Origin of the sequence: Allobosea sp. 117 (assembly GCF_000702305.1) — a bacterium.
Classification (GTDB): Bacteria; Pseudomonadota; Alphaproteobacteria; order Rhizobiales; family Xanthobacteraceae; genus Ancylobacter.
On the sequence record NZ_JNLC01000016.1, the window covers coordinates 126,731 to 146,129 of the forward strand.

General features: G+C 68.8%; 8 protein-coding genes, 2 tRNA genes and 1 pseudogene. 6 read left to right on the plus strand and 5 right to left on the minus strand.

Annotated features, from left to right (window positions below):
• Positions 1-40: 40 nt before the first annotated feature.
• Complete coding sequence (locus tag U742_RS0117395; protein WP_248310407.1) at positions 41-1,408, minus strand: TolC family outer membrane protein; 1,368 nt, start codon at positions 1,406-1,408, stop codon at positions 41-43.
• A gap of 299 nt (positions 1,409-1,707) precedes the next feature.
• Entirely contained in the window at positions 1,708-2,370 is a 663-nt protein-coding gene (locus U742_RS0117400; protein ID WP_029355306.1) for a protein-L-isoaspartate O-methyltransferase family protein, read from the minus strand.
• 230 nt (positions 2,371-2,600) lie between these two features.
• Between U742_RS0117400 and U742_RS0117405 the strand changes: the two genes are divergently transcribed.
• The 6 genes from U742_RS0117405 (at position 2,601) to U742_RS0117430 (ending at position 15,033) form a co-directional block, all read left to right on the plus strand.
• A tRNA-Cys gene (locus U742_RS0117405) sits at positions 2,601-2,674 on the plus strand.
• Between the two features lie 208 nt (positions 2,675-2,882).
• Positions 2,883-4,685 carry an ABC transporter ATP-binding protein gene (locus tag U742_RS0117410; protein ID WP_029355308.1) on the plus strand — a complete coding sequence of 601 codons (1,803 nt, stop codon included), beginning with the start codon at positions 2,883-2,885 and terminating at the stop codon, positions 4,683-4,685.
• Between the two features lie 83 nt (positions 4,686-4,768).
• Positions 4,769-4,844: transfer RNA gene (locus U742_RS0117415), tRNA-Asn, on the plus strand.
• Between the two features lie 364 nt (positions 4,845-5,208).
• A complete protein-coding gene (locus U742_RS0117420) occupies positions 5,209-11,244 on the plus strand; it encodes a DUF3320 domain-containing protein (RefSeq protein WP_029355310.1) in 6,036 nt (2,011 codons plus the stop codon).
• A 52-nt stretch (positions 11,245-11,296) separates the two neighbouring features.
• On the plus strand, positions 11,297-12,415 hold the full coding sequence (locus U742_RS0117425; RefSeq protein WP_029355312.1) for a metallophosphoesterase family protein: 1,119 nt from the start codon (positions 11,297-11,299) through the stop codon (positions 12,413-12,415).
• A complete protein-coding gene (locus U742_RS0117430) occupies positions 12,412-15,033 on the plus strand; it encodes an AAA family ATPase (RefSeq protein ID WP_029355314.1) in 2,622 nt (873 codons plus the stop codon). Before U742_RS0117425 ends, U742_RS0117430 begins: the two co-directional genes overlap by 4 nt.
• Positions 15,034-15,218: 185 nt before the next feature.
• Here the strand turns inward: U742_RS0117430 and cas2 are convergent, their stop codons facing one another.
• From cas2 to cas9, 3 genes and pseudogenes are all read right to left on the minus strand, one after another.
• Complete coding sequence (cas2, locus tag U742_RS0117435) at positions 15,219-15,512, minus strand: CRISPR-associated endonuclease Cas2 (protein ID WP_248310408.1); 294 nt, start codon at positions 15,510-15,512, stop codon at positions 15,219-15,221.
• A 65-nt stretch (positions 15,513-15,577) separates the two neighbouring features.
• Positions 15,578-16,504 (minus strand): type II CRISPR-associated endonuclease Cas1, encoded by a 927-nt coding sequence (gene cas1, locus U742_RS0117440; RefSeq protein ID WP_248310409.1) that lies wholly within the window; start codon positions 16,502-16,504, stop codon positions 15,578-15,580.
• A gap of 39 nt (positions 16,505-16,543) precedes the next feature.
• Positions 16,544-19,396, minus strand: a pseudogene (cas9, locus tag U742_RS22230) (type II CRISPR RNA-guided endonuclease Cas9); the annotation flags it as partial.
• Positions 19,397-19,399: the final 3 nt, after the last annotated feature.

A 19,399-nucleotide genomic window follows, 5' to 3' on the forward strand; every position in this document is an offset into this window, starting at 1 on the left:
CGCGGCCGGCTTCGAATGGCCGGAAACCGGCCCGCTGGCGTCAGCGCCCGTCGGGCGTGCGTACGCCGAACCAGGCGTCGCGCACCTGGTCGTAATGCACCTTCGGATTATAGGTCGCGACCTTCAGGCCGAGCGCGCCGGAGTTCAGGTCGCCGGTCGCCGATAGCAGCGCATAGGATGCCACCACCCGGTCGCGCTGCGCGATGACGAGACTGGCGCGCGCATTGAAAAGCGCGGTCTGCGCATTCAGCACATCGAGCGTGGTGCGCTGACCGACGCGCCACTCCTCGCGCACGCCCTTCAGCGCGATCTCGTTGGCGACCACGGAGGCCTGCGCGGACTCGATCGCGAGCTTGGCGGCCGCCAGCGCACCCCAGTACTGGACGACGCTGGCGCGCACCTGCTCGCGGTTCACGTCGACCTCGATGCGCGACTGCCCGAGCAGTTCCTTCGCCTGCCGGATGGTCGCGAACTCGCCGCCGCCCTGATAGATCGGCACCGACAGGTTCAGCGTCACCGCTGCCGAGGTCTGGCGCTCGACGCTCGTGCTGGCGTTGTAGTCGGAGGACGCCTGGCCGTTCAGGCTGAGGGTGGGCGACAGCGCGCCTTCGGCCACCTTCACCTGCGCCATAGAGGCATCGACGGCGAACTGCGCCGCCTTCACCGCGGGATGCCGCGAGAGGCCGGAATCGACCGCCTTGTCGAGGGTCTTCGGCAAGAGGCCGTCGATCGGGCGGCCGGGCGCCAGCTTGGTCGGACGTAGGCCGATGACCTGGAAGAAGGTGGCGCGGGCGGTGTTCAGATTGGCATCGGCGAGGGCGAGCGAGCTCTCGGCATTGGCGACGCTCGCCTCGGCCTGCGCGACGTCGGTGCGCGTCACCTCGCCGACGGCGAAACGGTCGCGCGTGGCGCGCAGCTCTTCCTGGAAGGCCTCGAGGCTCTGCTTCTGCAGCTCGACGAGAGCCGCGTTCTGCAGCACGTTCATATAGGCGGTGGCGGCGTCCAGCAGCACCAGTTGCTCGGTGTTGCGCAGCAGCTCGCGCTGCCCCCTCACCTGCGATTCGGCGTTGCGGACCGAATTGGCGGTGCGCAGGCCGTCATAGATGATTTGGCTGATCTGGATGCCGAATCCGGAGGGGCTGAGCTTGCTGTTGCTCACCACGCTGCCGCCGCCGAGCGTCGTGCCAAGGCTCACGCGCGATTCGGTCCATTGCTGCCCGACATAGGCGGAGCCCGCGACCTGCGGGCGGTAGTTCGACAGCGCGATGGGCACGTATTCGTCGGTCGCGCGGGTCGCGGCGCGCTGGGAGTTCAGGGTCGGATTGTTGGCGTAGGCGGCTGCGAGCGACTGTTCGAGGGTCTGCGACCACGCGGGCGCTGCCGTTCCAACGAGAAAAGCGATCGCCACTGACGCGACGACCCTACCCCCAGTAGGCAAATGCCACATGGTCCAAACCCCTGCGCACGCAAGTTTCACACGGAGGCACCCTTCACGTGGGGCGCCCCTCGTCTCTGTTTGACGTCGACTCAGAATAGGTGTGCTGAATATGCCTGTGAACTGGTCGGTTTGATCCGTTCACCGATTTCGTCGACCGCGCGGCAGAATGGCCACAGCACGGCCCGCGAGCATATCGGCGCTGCGCCACAACACCACGGCGAAAGCCGCAAATCATTCAGCCCGAACGGCCTCAAGCGGTGTTCGGGCGATCAGAAGACGAAGGTGGGTCGCGCCTCGAAGCCGGGCAGGACCGGCACCGCCGCATCGAACACGATGCGGGAGCCGATGCCGCCGCTCGTCCTGATGTACACCGTCGCCCGACCGGCCCGCCCGCGGCCGACGACGGTCACCAGCCGCCCCTCCGGCTTGAGCTGGGCCAGCAGCGCGTCCGGTTGAATCTCGATCGCGCCATTGAGCAGGATAACGTCGTAAGGCGCTTCGCCCGGCCAGCCGGCGGTCAGCGGTCCCTGGACGAAAGCCGCATTGAGCAGGCCGAGTTCGACGAGCACGGACGAGCCGAGTCCGGAAAGCTCGGCATCCTCCTCCAGCGCCACCACCTGGCCGGCAAGCTTCGACAGGACGGCGGTCGAATAGCCGGTGCCGGCGCCGACATCGAGCACCAGATCGCCGGCGCCCACCTCGGCCGCCTGGAGAAGCTTGGCGAGCACCATCGGCTCCATCAGATAGCGTGCCGGCGCCCCCTCCTTCACCAGGAGATCGTCGTCGATATAGGCGAAGCTGCGCAGGCTGGCCGGGACGAATCGCTCGCGCGGCGTCTCCATCATCGCGGCGACGATGCGCAAATCGGTCACATCATTGGCGCGCACCTGCGCATCCACCATGGCGCGGCGCATCTCGGCGAAATCGATCATTCGGGCAACCTCGAAGGGCCTTGGAGCCGGGCTGGCATTTCACGCGCAGGATTGCGGCAGGCGCCGGCGCTTTGCAAGTCCTTACCGTTGCTTCACCACGTCGCGATCCGCAGGGTGGCGCGTATGCCACGGACGGGAATTGAAGCGACCAGCGCGTTGCCGTTCCCCCTACGCTCTGTTATGAGGCCGCGTGCTGCGGCGCACGCAATCGCGTCGCCGGACACCGTCTCGGCCACGTGGCGGAGTGGTTACGCAGCGGACTGCAAATCCGCGTACGGGGGTTCGATTCCCTCCGTGGCCTCCAATCACGCGGGCGCCGCCCTCGGACAGTTCCGATGGGTGGCGCCCGCGCCTTGGCTTCACCGCCGAATGCCGGACGGAAGGCTGCGGTTTGACATCAAAGTGCGATCGCGGTTCATGAAAGTTCGAAAGGTCGCCTGACCACCCTGGCGCCGAGTGCCGGCGCCACGACGGTGAACAGCCGTGTCGGGGGCGGGTCGAAGGAAGAATTGATGCTGCCAAAGAAACTGCAGGCCTATTTCGTCAACTTCGTCAGCCCGGAAACGCGCCAGACGGTGATGCGTCTGTTCCTGACGGACGGCGTCCGGCACTGGAGGGGCTATGCCCTGTCCTTCGTGTTCATGGGCATCATGGCGGCGACGACGTCCGGCCTCGCCTACATCATGGGCGACGTGATCAACCGCATCTTCGTCGACCAGAACTCGAACGCGATCTGGATTCTCTCCGGCACGGTGGTGCTGCTGAGCGTGGTGAAGGGCTTCTCCGCCTACGGGCAGGCGGTGACGCTGGCGCGCGTCGGCAACCGTATCGTCGCCGACAACCAGAAGCGCGTGCTCGACCGGCTGTTCCTGCAGGACGTCGCCTATTTCGCCGCCAACCACACGGCGGAAATCTCCTTCCGCTTCAATCAGGGCGCGCAGGCGGCACGCAACGTGCTCAACCTGATCATCACCAGCTTCGGCCGCGACCTGATGTCGGTGATCGGCCTCACCACCGTGATGGTCATCCAGGACCCGGTCATGGCGGGCATCGGACTGATCGTGATGCCGATCGCGGTGGCCGGCGTCCGCAGTCTGATCCGCAAGGTGCGGCGCATCTTCGAGCGCGAGTTCCACAGCGCCGTGAAGATCATGTCGGACTCGATCGAGACCTTCCAGGGCATCCGCACGGTGAAGTCCTTCAACATGGAGGACGCGCTGCGCCAGCGCATGTTCGGCCGCATCGACCAGCTCGAGAAGGCGCAGAACCGCATGGTGCGGGCGCAGTCGCAGTCCGGCCCGCTGATGGAGGCGCTCGCCGGCGTCGCCATCGGCCTCGTCATCATGTATGCGGGCTGGAGCGTGCTGCATGGCGGGCGAACACCCGGCGAGTTCTTCTCGGTGATCACGGCGCTGCTGCTCAGCTACGAGCCGGCGAAGCGGCTGGCGCGCCTCAACATCGATCTCGCGGCCCAATTGATGGGCGCGCGGCTGCTGTTCGAGGTGCTGGACCGCGTGCCGAAGGAGCTGGAGCCTGAGGGCATGCCGGAGCTGCATGTGAGCCGCGGCCGGATCGAGTTCGACGACGTACATTTCAGCTACCGCAGGGGCGAGCCCGTGCTGCGCGGCCTCAGCTTCGTGGCCGAGCCCGGCCAGACCACAGCGCTGGTCGGTCCTTCCGGCGGCGGCAAGACGACGGTGATGAACCTCATCGAGCGGTTCTACGACATCGATACGGGCGCCATCCGCGTCGACGGCCAGTCGATCGAGGCGGTGAGCCGCCATTCGGTGCGTGCGTCGGTCGCCTATGTGAGCCAGGACGTGTTCCTGTTCTCCGGCACCATCCGCGAGAACATCGCCTTCGGCCGTCCCGGCGCCACCAATGAGGAGATCGAGGCTGCCGCCCGCGCCGCCAACGCCCACAACTTCATCATGAGCTTCCCGCAGGGCTATGAGCATGTGGTGGGCGAGCACGCCACTGAGCTCTCGGGCGGGCAGCGCCAGCGCCTCGCCATCGCCCGCGCCTTCCTGAAGGACGCGCCGATCCTCCTGCTCGACGAGGCGACCGCCGCCCTCGACAGCGAATCGGAGGCGGAGGTCCAGAGGGCGCTCGGCGAGCTCCAGCTCCACCGCACCACGCTGGTCATCGCCCACCGCCTGCAGACCGTGGTGAACGCCGACCGCATCTGCGTGATCGACGAGGGCCGCGTGGTCGAGAGCGGCCGTCACGACGAGCTCCTGGCCCGGCGCGGACGCTATTTCAGCTTCCACCAGTTGCAATTTGCCGACCAGCGCCAGCAGTTGCTGGCCGGCTGATCATCAAAATCGCCGGAGCCGGCTTCACAAACCGGCCCCGCATTGCTAATAGACCGGCCCCGAACGCGGCGCAGCCGCCCCGTTCCCTGATAGCTCAGTTGGTAGAGCGTTCGACTGTTAATCGAATGGTCGCAGGTTCGAGTCCTGCTCAGGGAGCCATTCCTCCTTCGTGGACGATTGCCGATATCCCCAGGCGCTGAACAGCGGACTTCCGCTGATCCGGCGTCGCGCCATCGGCAGAGATCCGGAATACCGCGGTTCCCTAAACCCCGCTGGAAGTGCCCGTGAAGGGCGGCATCAGCCACTTCGATCGCGGTATAGCTATGCGCTGAGCCGCCCCGGCGGACGAACCATCGCTCGGCCCGGTGTCCGATGCGCGCGGACCACAGCACTGGACGGGCAAGCGAGCCGCAAGGCCGTCTCCCGTCGGAGGCGAATGATGGCCCCGCTCAATATTGATTGCAAATTCGTAACACACAACCAATGGTAATATCCGGCTGGGTTTCTGTGGCTGGGGTTGACCATGGATTGGGACATTGGCGGCGCGCCGCTCGCGGGCGACGGGGTCGAAGCGCGCGCGGTCGAGATCCGGGCGGATATGGCGGCGAGCTTCACCTTTGCCTCGTTCCAGAACGCCGTGCCGGTGTTGCGGTCGATCGCCATCGCCAACCCGACCGACCGGCACCTCGAATCCTGCCGGCTTGAGCTCGTCGCGAATCCCGCATTCCTGCGGCCGAAGGTCTGGGCCGTCGACCGCATCGTGCCGGGCGACACCCTCAATCTGGCGGACCGGCGGGTCGACCTCGATGCCGCCTATCTCGCCGGGCTGGATGAGGCCGAGCGCGGCGAGGTCACGCTGAGGCTCACGGCCAAGGATGCCGTCGTCGCCGAGCGCCACATGTCGGTCCGGCTGCTCGCGCGCGATGAATGGGGCGGAGTCGGCGACATGGCGCAGTTGCTGCCGGCCTTCGTCATGCCGAACGATCCGGCGGTCGCCGGCCTGCTGCGCGCCGCGGCCGAACGCCTTGCGGCCCATGGCCATCCCTCCGGCATGGACGGCTACCAGAGCAACAGCCCGCAGCGTGCCTTCCTGCTGGCGGCGTCGCTTTATTCGGCGGTCGCGGGGCTCGGGCTGCATTATGCGGAGCCGCCGGCGAGCTTCGAGCAGCGCGGGCAGAAGGTGCGGCGCCCGTCGGTCGTCGCCGGCGACCGGCTGGCAACATGCCTCGACGGCGCCGTGCTGTTCGCGGCGGCCCTGGAAGCCGCCGGCCTCCATCCCGTTCTGCTGCTGTTCCGCGGCCACGCGGCCGCCGGTGTCTGGCTCACGCCCCGCAGCTTCTCCAATGCGATCGAGACCGATCTGATGGAGGTGCGCAAGGCGCTCGCGTCGCGGGAGCTGATCGTCTTCGAGACGACCGGCGTGACACATCGCCCGCCGATCGTCTTCGACCATGCGCAGTCCCTGCTCTCTCCACGATTGGAAGACGCGGAAGCGCATAATTTCGTCGCGGCGGTCGACGTGCGCCGGGCGCGCGGCAGCGGTATCACGCCGCTTGCCTCACATGAGGCTCTGCGGACGGGCACGATGGCCGAAGCGGACGGCGACGGTCCTGTCGATCTGCCTCTGCCGCCCGCGCCGCACCTCTCAGAGATGCCGGCGGCATTGACGGAGGTGAAGCCCACCACGGCGGCGGGCCGGATCGACCGCTGGCAGAAGAAGCTGCTCGATCTCACCCTGCGCAACCGGCTGCTGAATTTCCCGGAATCGAAGAAGACCATTCCCTTCCTGTGCACCGCCGTCGCCTTTCTCGAGGATCGGCTCTCGGACGGTGCCGCCGTGCGGCTGATCTCCCTGCCCGAGCAGAACCCGCTCGGCGAGCGCGACGCGAGCCTCTACCGCGAGACGCGCGGGCGGGACCTCGATCGCGGCTTCGCGGCCGAGGCGCTGGCGCGTGACGAGCTGCCCTCCACGCTCGACGCGAAGAAGCTGGAAGCCCGCCTCGTCGAGCTGCACCGGCAGGTGCGCAACGACATGGCGGAAGGTGGCGCCAACACGCTGTTCCTCGCAGTCGGCTTCCTGCGCTGGAAGAAGGCGCCGACCGACGAGCGCAGCTATCGGGCGCCGCTCCTGCTGGCGCCGGTGAAGCTGGACCGGCGCAGCGCCACCTCGCAATTCTTCCTGCGCTTCCACGAGGACGAGCCGCGCTTCAACGCGACGCTCCTGCAGTTCCTCGAACGCGACTTCGCTCTCGCCCTGCCGCAATTCGCAGGAGAGTTGCCGCGCGACGAGAACGGCGTCGACGTGCAGCGCCTGATCGGCGCGATGCGCCATGCGGTGCGCGACGTGCCGGGCATGGAGGTACTGGACGAGACCGCACTCTCCACCTTCTCCTTCGCCAAGTTCCTGATGTGGAAGGACCTCACCGAGCGCACAGACGCTCTGCGCGAGAACCGAGTCGTGCGGCACCTGATCGATACACCCGAGCAGGCCTTCGAGACGGATCATGCCGCCGTTACGGAGGAATGCGAGATCGACCGGCGCTTCGCGCCCGCCGATATCATCTCGCTGCTGCCAGCCGATTCCTCGCAGATCGCCGCCAGCATGGCGGCCGCCTCGGGTTGCGATTTCGTCATCGTCGGACCGCCCGGCACCGGCAAGAGCCAGACCATCGCCAACATGATCGCGAACTGCCTGGCGGTCGGCAAAACCGTGCTGTTCGTCGCCGAGAAGACAGCGGCGCTCAACGTCGTCTATCGCCGCCTGCGCGAGCACGGGCTTGGCGATCACTGCCTGGAGCTTCACTCAAACAAGGCCGACCGGAAGCATTTCCTCACCCAGCTCAAGCGCTCCTGGGAGCATGGCGGCCAGCGCTCCGCCTCGGATTGGGTGCTGGTCAACGAGAAGCTCAGGATCCGTCGCGATGCGCTGAACGCCTATGTCGAAGCGCTGCACCGTCGCCATCGCAACGGCCTCACCGCCTATGAGGCGATGGGCATGGCGGCGCAGGGCGAAGGGCGGCATGCGCCGGCGCTCTCCTGGACAAGCCTCGATGCGCATGACGGCGCCGCCCGCCAGGGGCTCGAGGAGATGGCGGCTACGATCGGCCGCGCCTTCGCGGCCACCGAGCGGCGCCCGGCGCTGCATCTAGTCACCGCGCCGGAATGGAGCTCGGCCTGGCAGGAGCGCCTCCTCGCGGCGGCGAATGACGTACGCGGCCACGCCGTCGGGCTGGGCAAGGCGCTCGCGACCTTTCTCGGCCGCATCGGCCTGCCGCCGGCCGCCGACGCGCCGCTGCCGGAGATGGAGCGCCTCGCGGTCCTGGCGGAGTCCCTGTGCTCCACCGCCGGCCGCGACCACCGCATCACCTTCGATCCAGAATTCGGCCGGCTGCGCGAGGCGCTCAGCCAGCTCGATCGAGCCATCGTCGCCTACCGCACGGCTGAGTCCCGTCTTACCGCGCGGTTCGCGCGCGACACTGTTCCACGGGTTCCCGTCGAGCAGCTTGAACAGGACTGGCGCGAGGCCACCGCGGCGATCTGGCCGAAGAGCTGGCTCGCTAGGCGGCGGGTGCGCAAACTGCTCCAGAGCCACGCCACGTCGGGCATGCCCGACCCCGAAACGGACCTGCCGCTGCTGCGGACCATGCAGGAAAGCCGCTCGGCGGTGGAGGCGAGCAGCCTGGCTGGCAAGCCCATCGGCTTCTCCGGCCTCGACACCGACGTCGCGGCGGTCAGCGAGCATATCTCCAGCGCCGCCAGCCTGCGCGAAAGCCTGCTCCATCTCGGCTGCGCCGCCGATGAGCTCAGGTCGGTCGTCGCGGCGATCGCACCCATCCTGGCTGAAGGTGGGTCGAACGACCCGGTCCGGCAGGCCGCCCGCGACTATCTCGCCGCCCTGCGGACGTTCCGCGCGGGCGCGGGGCTGTTCGCCGAGATCGCCGGCAGCGATCCCCTCGCCTCGACCGCCGCGCGCCCGCTGACCGATCTCGCCTCCGCAGCAGCCGAGCTCGTCGAAGCGCGCGGCCTGCTGCGCGGCTGGACTGATTGGTGCGGCACCCGGCAGACAGCCGAGGCGCATGGACTTGGGGCCCTGATCGCCGATCTCGAAAGCGGCGCCGTCCGCCCGGATGGGGCCGAGGCGGCCTTCCGTCTCGCCTATGCCCGCTGGTGGCTGCCGCCGACGCTCGACGCCGAACCGGTGTTGCGCGACTTCCAGCGCTTCCGGCACGAGCACGCCATCCGCGAGTTCCGCGAGATCGACGATCTCGTGCGGACACAGGCGACGCAGCGCGTGATCGCCGCCATCGCGCACGGCCTGCCGGGGGTGCAGAGCGTGCCGCGCAATTCCGAGCTCGGCCTGCTGCGCCATCAGATGGAACTGCAGCGGCCCAGCCGCTCGATCCGCGAGATGATCGGCACCCTACCCGGCAGCTTCGCCAAGCTCGCGCCCTGCATGCTGATGTCGCCGCTCTCCATCGCGCAATATCTGCCGCCGAACCAGGCACTGTTCGACGTCGTCATTTTCGACGAGGCCTCGCAGATCACCACCTGGGACGCGGTCGGCGCCATCGCGCGCGGGCGGCAGACGGTCATCGTCGGCGATCCGAAGCAGCTCCCGCCAACCAATTTCTTCGGTCGCAACGAAGAGGACGAGGCGATCGAGGAGCACGAGCGCGATCTCGAAAGCATCCTCGACGAGGCCAAGGCCGCCGGCATTCCGGTGCGCGACCTGCGCTGGCACTATCGCAGCCGCAACGAGTCGCTGATCGCCTTCTCGAACGCGCATTACTACCAGAACCGGCTGATCACCTTCCCCTCGCCCGCCGTCGAGGACCGCGCCGTGCGCCTGCGCCACGTGCCGGACGGCATCTATGACCGCGGCAAGAGCCGGACGAACCGCATCGAGGCCGGCAAGGTGGCGGAAGAGACGGCCGCGCGGCTGCGCGGCTGGCTCAAGCTGAAGGAGAACGAGCGGCCGACGCTGGGCATCATCACCTTCAACGACCAGCAGCGCTCGCTTATCCAGGATCTGCTCGACGAGGCGCGGCGGGCAGAGCCCGCGCTGGAATGGTTCTTCGCCGAGGAGCGGATCGAGCCGCTGATCGTCAAGAACCTCGAGAACGTGCAGGGCGACGAGCGCGACGTCGTTCTGTTCTCCACCACCTTCGCGGCGGACGCGGCCGGCAAGCGCTCCATGGATTTCGGCGCGCTCAACCGCGAAGGCGGCGAGCGCCGGCTCAACGTCGCGGTGACGCGGGCGCGGCAGGAACTCGTCGTGTTCTCCGGCTTCACCGCCGATCTCATCGACACCGACCGCACCAAGGCAGTCGGCGTGCAACATCTGAAGACGTTCCTCGATTTCGCCGAGCGCGGCGCGATCGCCCTGCCCGCGCAGGACGAAGGATCGGTCGGCGCGCCGGACTCGCCCTTCGAGGAGGCGGTGATCGCCGCGCTCGACCGCCTCGGCTGGCAGACCGTGTCGCAGGTGGGCATTTCCGGCTTCCGGGTCGATATCGGCGTGAAGCATCCGGACCGTGCCGGCGCCTATCTCGCCGGCGTCGAATGCGACGGCGCGACCTATCACCGGGCCGCCACCGCCCGCGACCGCGACAAGGTGCGCGAGCAGGTGCTGCGGGGGCTCGGCTGGAACATCGTACGTGTGTGGTCGACCGACTGGTGGTTCGATTCCCAAGGTGCCACGCGGCGCCTGCATCAGGCGCTGGACGATCTGCTGGCGGCGAGCCGGCAGCAAACGGCGGACGAATCCGAAACGGCACCCGCGCATTGGGACATGGGGCACCAGGTCGAGCCGGCGGACGAAACGCTGGCGGCCGAGGCCGATGCCGACGATAGCTCCGGCTCGCCGCCGATGGCTGGTCTGCCGGAAGATGTGGTGCCGCTCGAACCCGCCTTGCCCGAACGCATTGCCTCGCTCGGCGCTCGGTCAGCCCCACCCCACATCGTCGCGCCCCAATCCCCGCTCGGCCACTCCATCGCGTCCAGCGAGGTGATCGGGAACGCAGGCGAGGCAACGGGCGCATCCGTCGACGGTCTTGGCTATCGCATGACCGACCTTTCCGGCATCCGCGCCGAGCCGGAGCGCTTCTTCGACATCGCCTATCACGGCACGCTGAGCGCCATGGTCGAGGCGATCATCGATTGCGAGGCGCCGCTGCGCGAGGACCTCCTGCTGCAGAAGATCGCCCGCGCCCATGGCTGGCTCAGGACCGGCGGCCGAATCCGCGAGCGCATCATGCTGCATCTGAAGAACGTCGACCGCACCCAGGAATCGAGCGGCGTCTTCCTGTGGAAGCGCGGCACCGTGGCGGAGATCATCGCCTACCGTGCGCCGTCCGACAGCGAGGCGCGCCGGCAGATAGCCGAGATTCCGCTCGCCGAGCTCGCGCAGATCGTCATGCAGAACCGGCACTTTCTGGACTGGGATGACCCGCCTCTCGCTTTCGCCCGGCTGCTCGGTGTCGAGCGGCTCGCAGCCTCCTCGCGCGAGCGGCTCGCCGAGGCGGTCGCGCGTGCCGTGCAGCACGCCTCAGCCGTTTGAGGTAAAGCTGATCGACGTCCCCGAGTCGCCACGAGCCCCACCGAACAGGACCATGTTCCGCTTCGTCCACAGCTCCGACCTCCATATCGGCAAGCGCTTCGGCAACATGCCGGAGGAACTGCGGGGCCGGCTGCGCGAGGCGCGGCACATGGCGCTGGAGCGGCTGGCGCGGGAAGCGCGCGCGACGGGCGCGGGCACCATATTGCTCGCCGGCGACAGCTTCGACACCGAGACCCCGAGCCCGGCCATGCTGCGGCAGGCGCTCTCGGCCATGGCCGGCGCCCCATTGCGCTGGATCGTCCTGCCCGGCAACCACGACTCCCTACTGGCCGACGATCTCTGGGCCGCGGCGCAGGGCGCGCTGCCGGACAATGTCCATCTCGCGCTGACGCCGGAGCCGCTCCTGTTCGACGGCGCGGCGATCCTGTCCGCTCCCTGCACGACGCGCCGGCCCGGACGCGACCTGACCGAATGGATGGACGACGCGGCGACGGCGGACGGCGTCATCCGCATCGGCCTCGCGCATGGCCCGGTTCAGAGCTTCTCCGAGGACGGGGTCGGCGCCGACGTGATCGCGCCAAACCGGCCGGCGCGCGCCGGCCTCGACTATCTGGCGCTCGGCGACTGGCACGGTCAGATGCGCATCGGCGAACGCTGCTGGTACAGCGGCGCGCCGGAGCCCGACCGCTTCAAGCATGACCAGCCCGGCCGCGCGCTCCTCGTCTCGATCGCCGCGCCCGGCGCGCCGGCTGACGTCGCACCGATCGAGACCGGCAGCTTCGACTGGCGCACGGTGCCGCTCGATCTTCTTTCCGGCGACGACGCGGTGGCCGCCCTCGCGCGCGCATTGCCCGCTGCCGCGATGCGGCGGCATGCGCTGCTGCGCATCAGCGCCAGCGGCCGCACGAGCCCCGCCATGCGCTCGGCGCTGGAGCAGGCGGTGGCACGCGAGGCCCCGGAATTCGGTCTGCTCGAGCTCGACATGGACGGCCTCGCCACCGACTGCGAGGCCGGCGATCTCGATGCCATCGACCGCGCCGGCGCGCTGCGGCAGGCGGCGGAAGCGCTGCTGGCCGAGAGCAATGACGAGGCTCGTTCCTCCGCCGAACGGGAGGTGGCGAGCAGCGCCTTGCTGCGCCTGTTCTCCTATTGCGAGGCTCTGCGGGCATGAGGCTGACCGCGCTGCGCCTCCACAATGTCCGGCGCTTCGCCGGTAGCGGCATCGCCGTCGAGGGCATCGGCGATGGCGTGAACGTGCTGTGCGCGGCGAACGAATACGGCAAATCGACCTGCTTCGACGCGCTGCATGCGCTGTTCTTCCAGCCGCACACCGGCACGGCCAGCCCGATCCAGTCACTCCGGCCGTATAGCGGCGGCAGCCCTCTGGTCGAGGCTGATATCGCCACGGCCGACGGTCGCTTCAGGATCAGCAAGCAGTTCTACGCCGGTCGTCGCGCCACGGTGACCGACCTCGGCTCCGGCCGCCTCGTCGCGCAGGCCGACGAGGCGGAGCGCTTCATCGCCGCGCTGGTGCGCGGCGGCACGGCGGGACCGGCCGGGCTGCTCTGGGTGCGGCAGGGCAATACCGGCCTCGACAAGCGCTCGAAGGGCGAGGACGACGAGACACGCGCCCGCGAAAGCATCCTCTCCTCCGTGCAGGGCGAGGTCGAGGCGATCACCGGCGGGCGGCGCATGGAGACGGTGCGCGCCCGCTGCGAGGAGGAGCTGGGCAAGCTCGTCACCGCAACCGGACGCCCCAAGGCCGGCGGTCCCTATCTCGCCGCCATGGAGGAGCGCGACCGGCTCGCCGTCGAGGAACAGCGCCTTGCCGAGGAGGTCCGGCGGCTGCGCGCCGCTCTCGACCGCCGCCGTGCGGCGCGCGCCCGGCTGACCGAGATCGACAGGCCGGAGGAGACCGCGGAGCGGCTGAGCGCGCTGAAGGCCGCCGAGGCCGAGCTGGCGCAGGCGAAAGCCCGGCAGGACGCGCTGCGCGCTGCCCGCGCCGAGGCGGAGCTTGCCGCCCGGCATGCAGACGCCGCACGTTCGACACTCGACGCCTTCGCCGCCGCCGCCGACCGTCTCGCCGGCCTGTCCCCTCGCCTCGCGGCCGGCAACGCCCAGCGCGACGCGGCGCGTGAGCAGCAGCGCGTCGCGATCGCCGCCGGCGAGGAGGCCGCCCGCGTGGTGGAGGCCGCCGAGCGCGAGGAACGCGAGGCGCGGGAGCTGCTGGGGCGGCTCGACAAGGCCCTGCGCGCCCGCGAAGCGGCCGAGCGCCTCGCCGCCCAGCGCCAGACGCTGGAGGCGGCCGAGGCTGCGCGCGCCGAGATCGAGCGCATCGAGGCCGCACTCAAGGCGCTCAGCCTGCCGGACGATGCGGTGAAGCGGATCGAAGCTATGGAGGCCGACATCGCGGCGCGGCGTGCCGCGATGTCGGCGCGGGCACCGGTGCTGCGGATGCGCTACCGCGACGGCGCGACCGGCGCCGTGCGGCTCGACGGCACGCCGCTGCCGGAGGGCGAGCGCGCGCTCGCCGGAAGCGTCGATCTCGACATCGACGGCATCGGCACGCTCACCCTGCGCGTGCCGCGCGAGGAGGCGGGCGCGGCGGAGCTCGCCACGGCCGAGGCGAAGCATCGCGCCCTGCTGGCCTCGCTCGGTCTCGAGAGCCTGGCGGAGGCCTATCAGCGCCAAGAGGCGCTTCGCCAGCACGCGACGGACCTCGCCCTGGCACGCCAGCGCCTCGCGCTTCTCGTGCCGAACGGACTTGCGGCCTTGCGCGAGGAGATTACGCGCCTTGCCGGCGAGAACGCCGAAAAGCTCGAACTCAAGGGCGACCCCGTGGCCGCGCGGCTCGCGCTCGACGCGGCCGGGCTTCGCGTCGAGGCCGCCCGCATTGCCGCCCGCGAGCAGCAGCCGCGTCGGATGCAGGCCGATAGCCGGCTCATCGAATCCGAGGCCACCCTGCACGCGCTCCAATCCGAGCGCGAGGCGCTGATCGCAACGCTCGGCCCCGAACCGGAGCGCGAGGCCCGGCACGCCGCACTGCGCGATACGTTCACGCAAGCCCAGCGCCGGGCGGGCGATACCCAGCAGCACGTCGAGGAATTGACGGGTGGAATCGAGCTTACGGACGCCGAGGCGCGCGTCCTGCGGCTGCGCTCCATCGTGGACGCCGCGCGCGAGGAAGCCGGCCGGCTGCGGGTGGAACTCGCCGCGCTGAACAGCGAAATCGGCATTCGAGCGGACGAGGCGGTCGAGGAGGCCTGGGCGGAGGTGCGCGAGGCGCTGGAGGCGGCGCAGGCACGCGTCGAGCGCTTCACCCGCGAGGTCGCGACGCTCACACGCCTCGACGCCGCGCTGGAGGCCGCCCGCTCGGCCGCGCACGAACATTACTTCAAGCCGGTGATGCGCGAGCTTCAGCCGCTGCTCGGCCTGTTGTTCGAGGATGCCACCGTCACCTTCGACGAGGCGACGCTGACGCCGCGCTCGGTGCGCCGGAACGGGCTCGACGAGCGTGTCGACGTGCTCAGCGGCGGCATGCGCGAGCAGCTCGCCGTGCTGACCCGTCTCGCTTTCGCGCGGCTGCTCGCGGAGAATGGCGAGCCGGCGCCGGTCATCCTCGACGACGCGCTGGTCTATTCCGACGACGACCGCATCGAGCGCATGTTCGACGCGCTGCACCGGCAGGCCCGCCAGCAGCAGATCATCGTGTTCTCCTGCCGCCAGCGCGCCTTCCAGCGCCTCGGCGGCCACGCGCTGCAACCGATCCCGTGGGCGCCGGAGCGCTGAGCCTTCGTCTGCGCTTGGTTGGCCCTCGATCACCCGGCGGCTAAACTGCCTTGGCATCGTCATCGCTGGCGTAAAGGGTTGCGGTTGGCCCTCGATCACCCGGCCGCTAAACTCCAATCTCCCTCAAGGCCCTGTTCGCAGGGCCTTTTTTCTTTCCCCGGCGTGCCAGAAGCGGGCGTTCGCGCCTAGAACAGCGCGAGCTGTTCGGGATTTTTCGGCCCCTGTTCACGGTTTCGTCCCCGATAGGTGCGGATGTTCTCGTACTGCTTGTCGGTGATCGCGATGATGTGGACTTTGCCGGCGGCGGGCATCGCCTGCTCAATCCTGCGCTGAAAGGCCTCGGCCTGCTCCTTGCCGGCGCAGAAGCGCAGATAGACGGAAAACTGCGTCATCTCGAAGCCGAGATCGAGCAGCTTCAGCCGAAAGCCGGCCGCCGCCTTGCGCTCCTTGCGCGTGCCGACCGGCAGATCGAACAGCACGATCAGCCACATGATGCGGTATCCGGAAAGCGCCGGCGGCGCGCCATGCGTCAACGTCCCCATCGCTAGAAGCCGAGCGGCAGGCCGGGCTCCGGCAAGGCGAGGCGCTCGCCGCTTCCGGCGAAGGCGCGGGCGAGCGAGCCGGCAAGACGCTCGGCGCAGGTCGCGACCGGGCTCAGCCTCTCCGCGGTCGGCAGGTCGACGATCATGATCCGCGCGAGCGCCGCCTTGGCCTCGCCGGTCACCTCGCCCACGCCCTGGCCGACGAGACGGTGCACCTCACGGTCGACGACCGGCCGGAACGGCTCCATCAGATCGTCGACCAGAACCATGGGATTGCCGCGATTGGCGTGCTTGAGCCCGAGGCTCGGGTGCAGCCCCGCTCCCATGACGCTACGCGCGACGCCGGCGCGCAGCACGGCATAACCGTAGTTCAGTAACCCGTTGACGCCGCCGCCATCGGTATCGCGCCGGAAACCGGACCCGAGCAGCAGCGGCCAGTAACGCCGGGCTGCCTCCGCCTCGACATTGTCCGGGTCGCCGGCGCTCACCTTCCGCGCGAGCAGGCGGAAGCCGCCCGCCTCGGCGCCGGTCGCCGCCAGCGCCGCGCCCTGGGCGAGGATTTTGGCCTGCACGATCTGCTGCCAGAGCCGCTTCTTGAGCGGCAGGGAGGCCGCGGCCTGATCCATGATGCGGCCGGCCTGCTCATGGTGGCCGTCGACCGGCCAGACGATCGCCTCGGGCCGATGGTGCGGCCCGCACAGAACCACCGGCGTGCCCCGCCGCGCCAGGGCGACGAGAACGTTGTTGGTGTGGGTGAGGCCGTGCGCGTTCATGACCACGGCAGTGATGTCGTCGATCGGTACGCGGCCGATCTCGGCGCCGCGCTCGGCGATGGTCAGGAAGCCGCGATCGAGCGCGATATGCCGCCCGTCCGTCGCGATCTCCACCACGCGCCCGACCATCGCCGCCTCGACCGCATCCCGTTGCACCCTATAGCGGAATGATATTCAAGGTTGCACCAATGACAATCATTTCGTTTTGCGTGCATCGTCCGGGGTGATCGGCCACACGCGTCCGATCTCGTCCACCCGCACCCGGCCGGCATTCATCCGCTTCAGCGTGCCATAGGAGGCCATCAGCCAGCGGAACGGATCGATCGCCGTGTCGGTGGCGTGGCGGCGGTCGAGATTGCCGGTCTCGTTGTGCGGAGCGAGCTTGAAGCGGCCGGCCGATGCATCGAGCCGGTAGACTACCCAGATCTTGGGGCCCGTGCCGTCGTCGAGCTGCAGGAGATCGCCCTTGTGCACGCGCATGATCAGGCGCGCATCCGGGAATTCGTGCTGCCAGCGCGGCCGGTACCCCGGCTGATTGGCGTCGAAGCGGCGGATCGCCTCGCCCTGCCAGCGGCCGTCGCCGGCATCGTAGATCTCGACGCAGAAATTCTCGCCGGCCGAATAGGCCTTGTACAGCGTGCCGTCGGCACCCGCGACGGGCACGAGATATTCCGGCTTCTCGACCTTCAGCAGGCGGATGCGATGGACGCCGTGCCTGGTGTGCGGATCGCCTTCCGACGATTTGACGAAGTCGGCCAGCGCGCCTTTCAGGTCCATGCCGGCGGCCCTGGCCGCATAGACGTGGTCCCGCACCCGCTCGCGCAGGCGGATGTCGCGGGTGAGCTCGATCTCGTTCTCCGTGAGCGAAGCCAGGTCCTTGCGGCGGACGAGATTGCCGGCCTCCTTTTCCGGCTCCTTCACCAGCCCATAGGCGGTGTCCTCATGGAGCCTGCCGCCCTTGCCGTGGTCGGGCTTGTGCGAGACCACCATGGCGTCGAGCCGCGCCTTGAGCTCGTCACGAAGGCCTTCCCACGGCTCGGGGATGTCGACCTTCTCGCGCTCCTCGTCATAGCGGCTGGCGATGCGCTGCAGCAGCGAACGGTCGGTGAGCGCGGCGACGAAGGCATCGATGGCGTGATGGCGATGGTCGGCGCGGTTTTTGATACCGGAGAATTCGAGGTCATCGGTCGCCGCGCGGAAGGTCTCGTCGCGCTCCTGCACGCCAGGATAGTTGTGGTCCGGCAGCAGGCTGTTGAGGCCCCATCGGGCACGGATCATCGCGGTTAGCCGTCCGGGGATCACCCAGATGGAATAGGGATCGCAGACCGCGCCGAGATATTGCCTGGCGACGCGCGCCAGCCAGCCGGTCTCCATGAGCTGGCGCGCGAGGAAGCCGCCCATCTCCTTGTAGCGGTCGAGCGCATCCGGACCGAAGCGCCAGTTCTTGTTGCGCGGCAGGTTGGCGGCGCGCTGGCTGATCTCGTCCCAATTGTAGGTGACGGTCCCGATGGCCGGGCTGGAGCCGAAAGCCTCGAAGGGCGTGCGCTTCCTCTTGTGCCGGTTGGCCTCGCGGAAACAGATGATCTTATTGGCCGGGCTGTCGTCGAGGCCCACCGTATAGGGGATGAGATGGTCGATATCGACCTCGGCGGACATGAGCTGCGCGAGGCTGATATTGTCGCCCGTATAGGGGAATTTTCGGTCCAGCGGGTCACGCGGGTTCAGTTCCTCCCACAGCCGCATCTTGAGCAGGTCGCGCGGCGTTGGGTCGTAGTCCCGATAGCCCGGTAGGCGCTTGATCTCGGCGACCCGACGCTCGTTCTTCTCCTGATTGCGTCTCTGCTCGGTCTGGACCTGCCGCTTCTCCTCGGGCGAAAGCTTCAGCGAACGGGTAAACTCGACGACGATCTCCTCCGGGGCACCGAGCTCCTCGATCAGGGTGTTGACCAGCCGGCGAAGCTGCCCGAGCCCGATATGCACTGTCGGGTTGGGAAAGCGGCCGAACCGCTTCTCCTTCACGTCGCGCGGATCGCCGGAGCCGACCACGGCGTTGGGAAGCCAGCGGCCGTAATAGGGCAGCCGGTCGAGGATCTCGCCGGTCGGCGCGTTGGCATGGTCATAGCCGGCCTCGCGGGCGGCGTCGGGATAGTTCAGACCCTTGTCGTTCATCAGCGGGAACAGCTTGCGGATAGCCCGCAGTCCCAGCCGCGCGTAGCCCTCCGGCAGCGGCGTATCGGCGATGCGGGCGGCGGTCTCGACATCGAGATCGCATTCGCGCCTCAACCAGGCGACGAGCTTCGTCTCGTCCTCCTCATTCATCAGGCGGTCGACGATCGCGGCCTGGCGGTCGAGCGAAAAGCCCCGCCAAGCCTTGCCGAAACGGGTCTTGTGGGAGAGCCGCTCGGCGGTCTCGTCCCCCTTCAGCTCGGCGCGCCGCTCGCTTTCGAGATTGAAGCGCTGGTCCGCCGGCAGCTTGAGGATGCCCCTCATCTTGTCGAAGGAGACCTTGTTGCTCTGCAGGAGCGCCAGCACGATGGCGTCGCCCTCCTCCTTCGCCAGCTTGCGCGGCGAGTACCCGACGGGGCCGACGGCGAGGTTCCTCACCTCCTGCAGGATGCGGAAGCGCTGGGCGAGCGGATGCGCCCAGGCGACGCGGTACCCCTCCGGGTCCTGCTCGAAGGGGACGCCGGCCGGCTTGAGCGTGCATTTGCCGACCGGCGGCTTTTTCAGGGGACGCTGGAAGAAGATGGCGTCGTGGATCGCCTCCCGCGCCTCGGCCGTCATCGAGGGATGATGCGGCGACTGCTTCGCCCAGATGGCGTCGAACTCGTCCTCCACCAGCCGGCGCGTCGGATAAAAGTCGTAGGTGACCTTGGTGCCGGCGACCTTGCCGCGCGCACGCACGCCGCTGCGCTCCTTCTGGCGGCTCCACAGATACTGGCCGAGCGTGCCGGCTCCGATCTTCTCCATCTCCTCGGCGAGCTTGCGCTCGCCTTCCCGGATCGCGCCCTTGTCGTCGCCCTTGTTGCCGGCCTTGCGGTTGGAGAGGAA

Coding starts and splice junctions, on each gene's coding strand:
- U742_RS0117400 (WP_029355306.1), bottom strand. CDS start 2,370: ATGATCGATTTCGCCGAGATGCGCCGCGCCATGGTGGATGCGCAGGTG.
- U742_RS0117410 (WP_029355308.1), top strand. CDS start 2,883: ATGCTGCCAAAGAAACTGCAGGCCTATTTCGTCAACTTCGTCAGCCCG.
- U742_RS0117420 (WP_029355310.1), top strand. CDS start 5,209: ATGGATTGGGACATTGGCGGCGCGCCGCTCGCGGGCGACGGGGTCGAA.
- U742_RS0117425 (WP_029355312.1), top strand. CDS start 11,297: ATGTTCCGCTTCGTCCACAGCTCCGACCTCCATATCGGCAAGCGCTTC.
- U742_RS0117430 (WP_029355314.1), top strand. CDS start 12,412: ATGAGGCTGACCGCGCTGCGCCTCCACAATGTCCGGCGCTTCGCCGGT.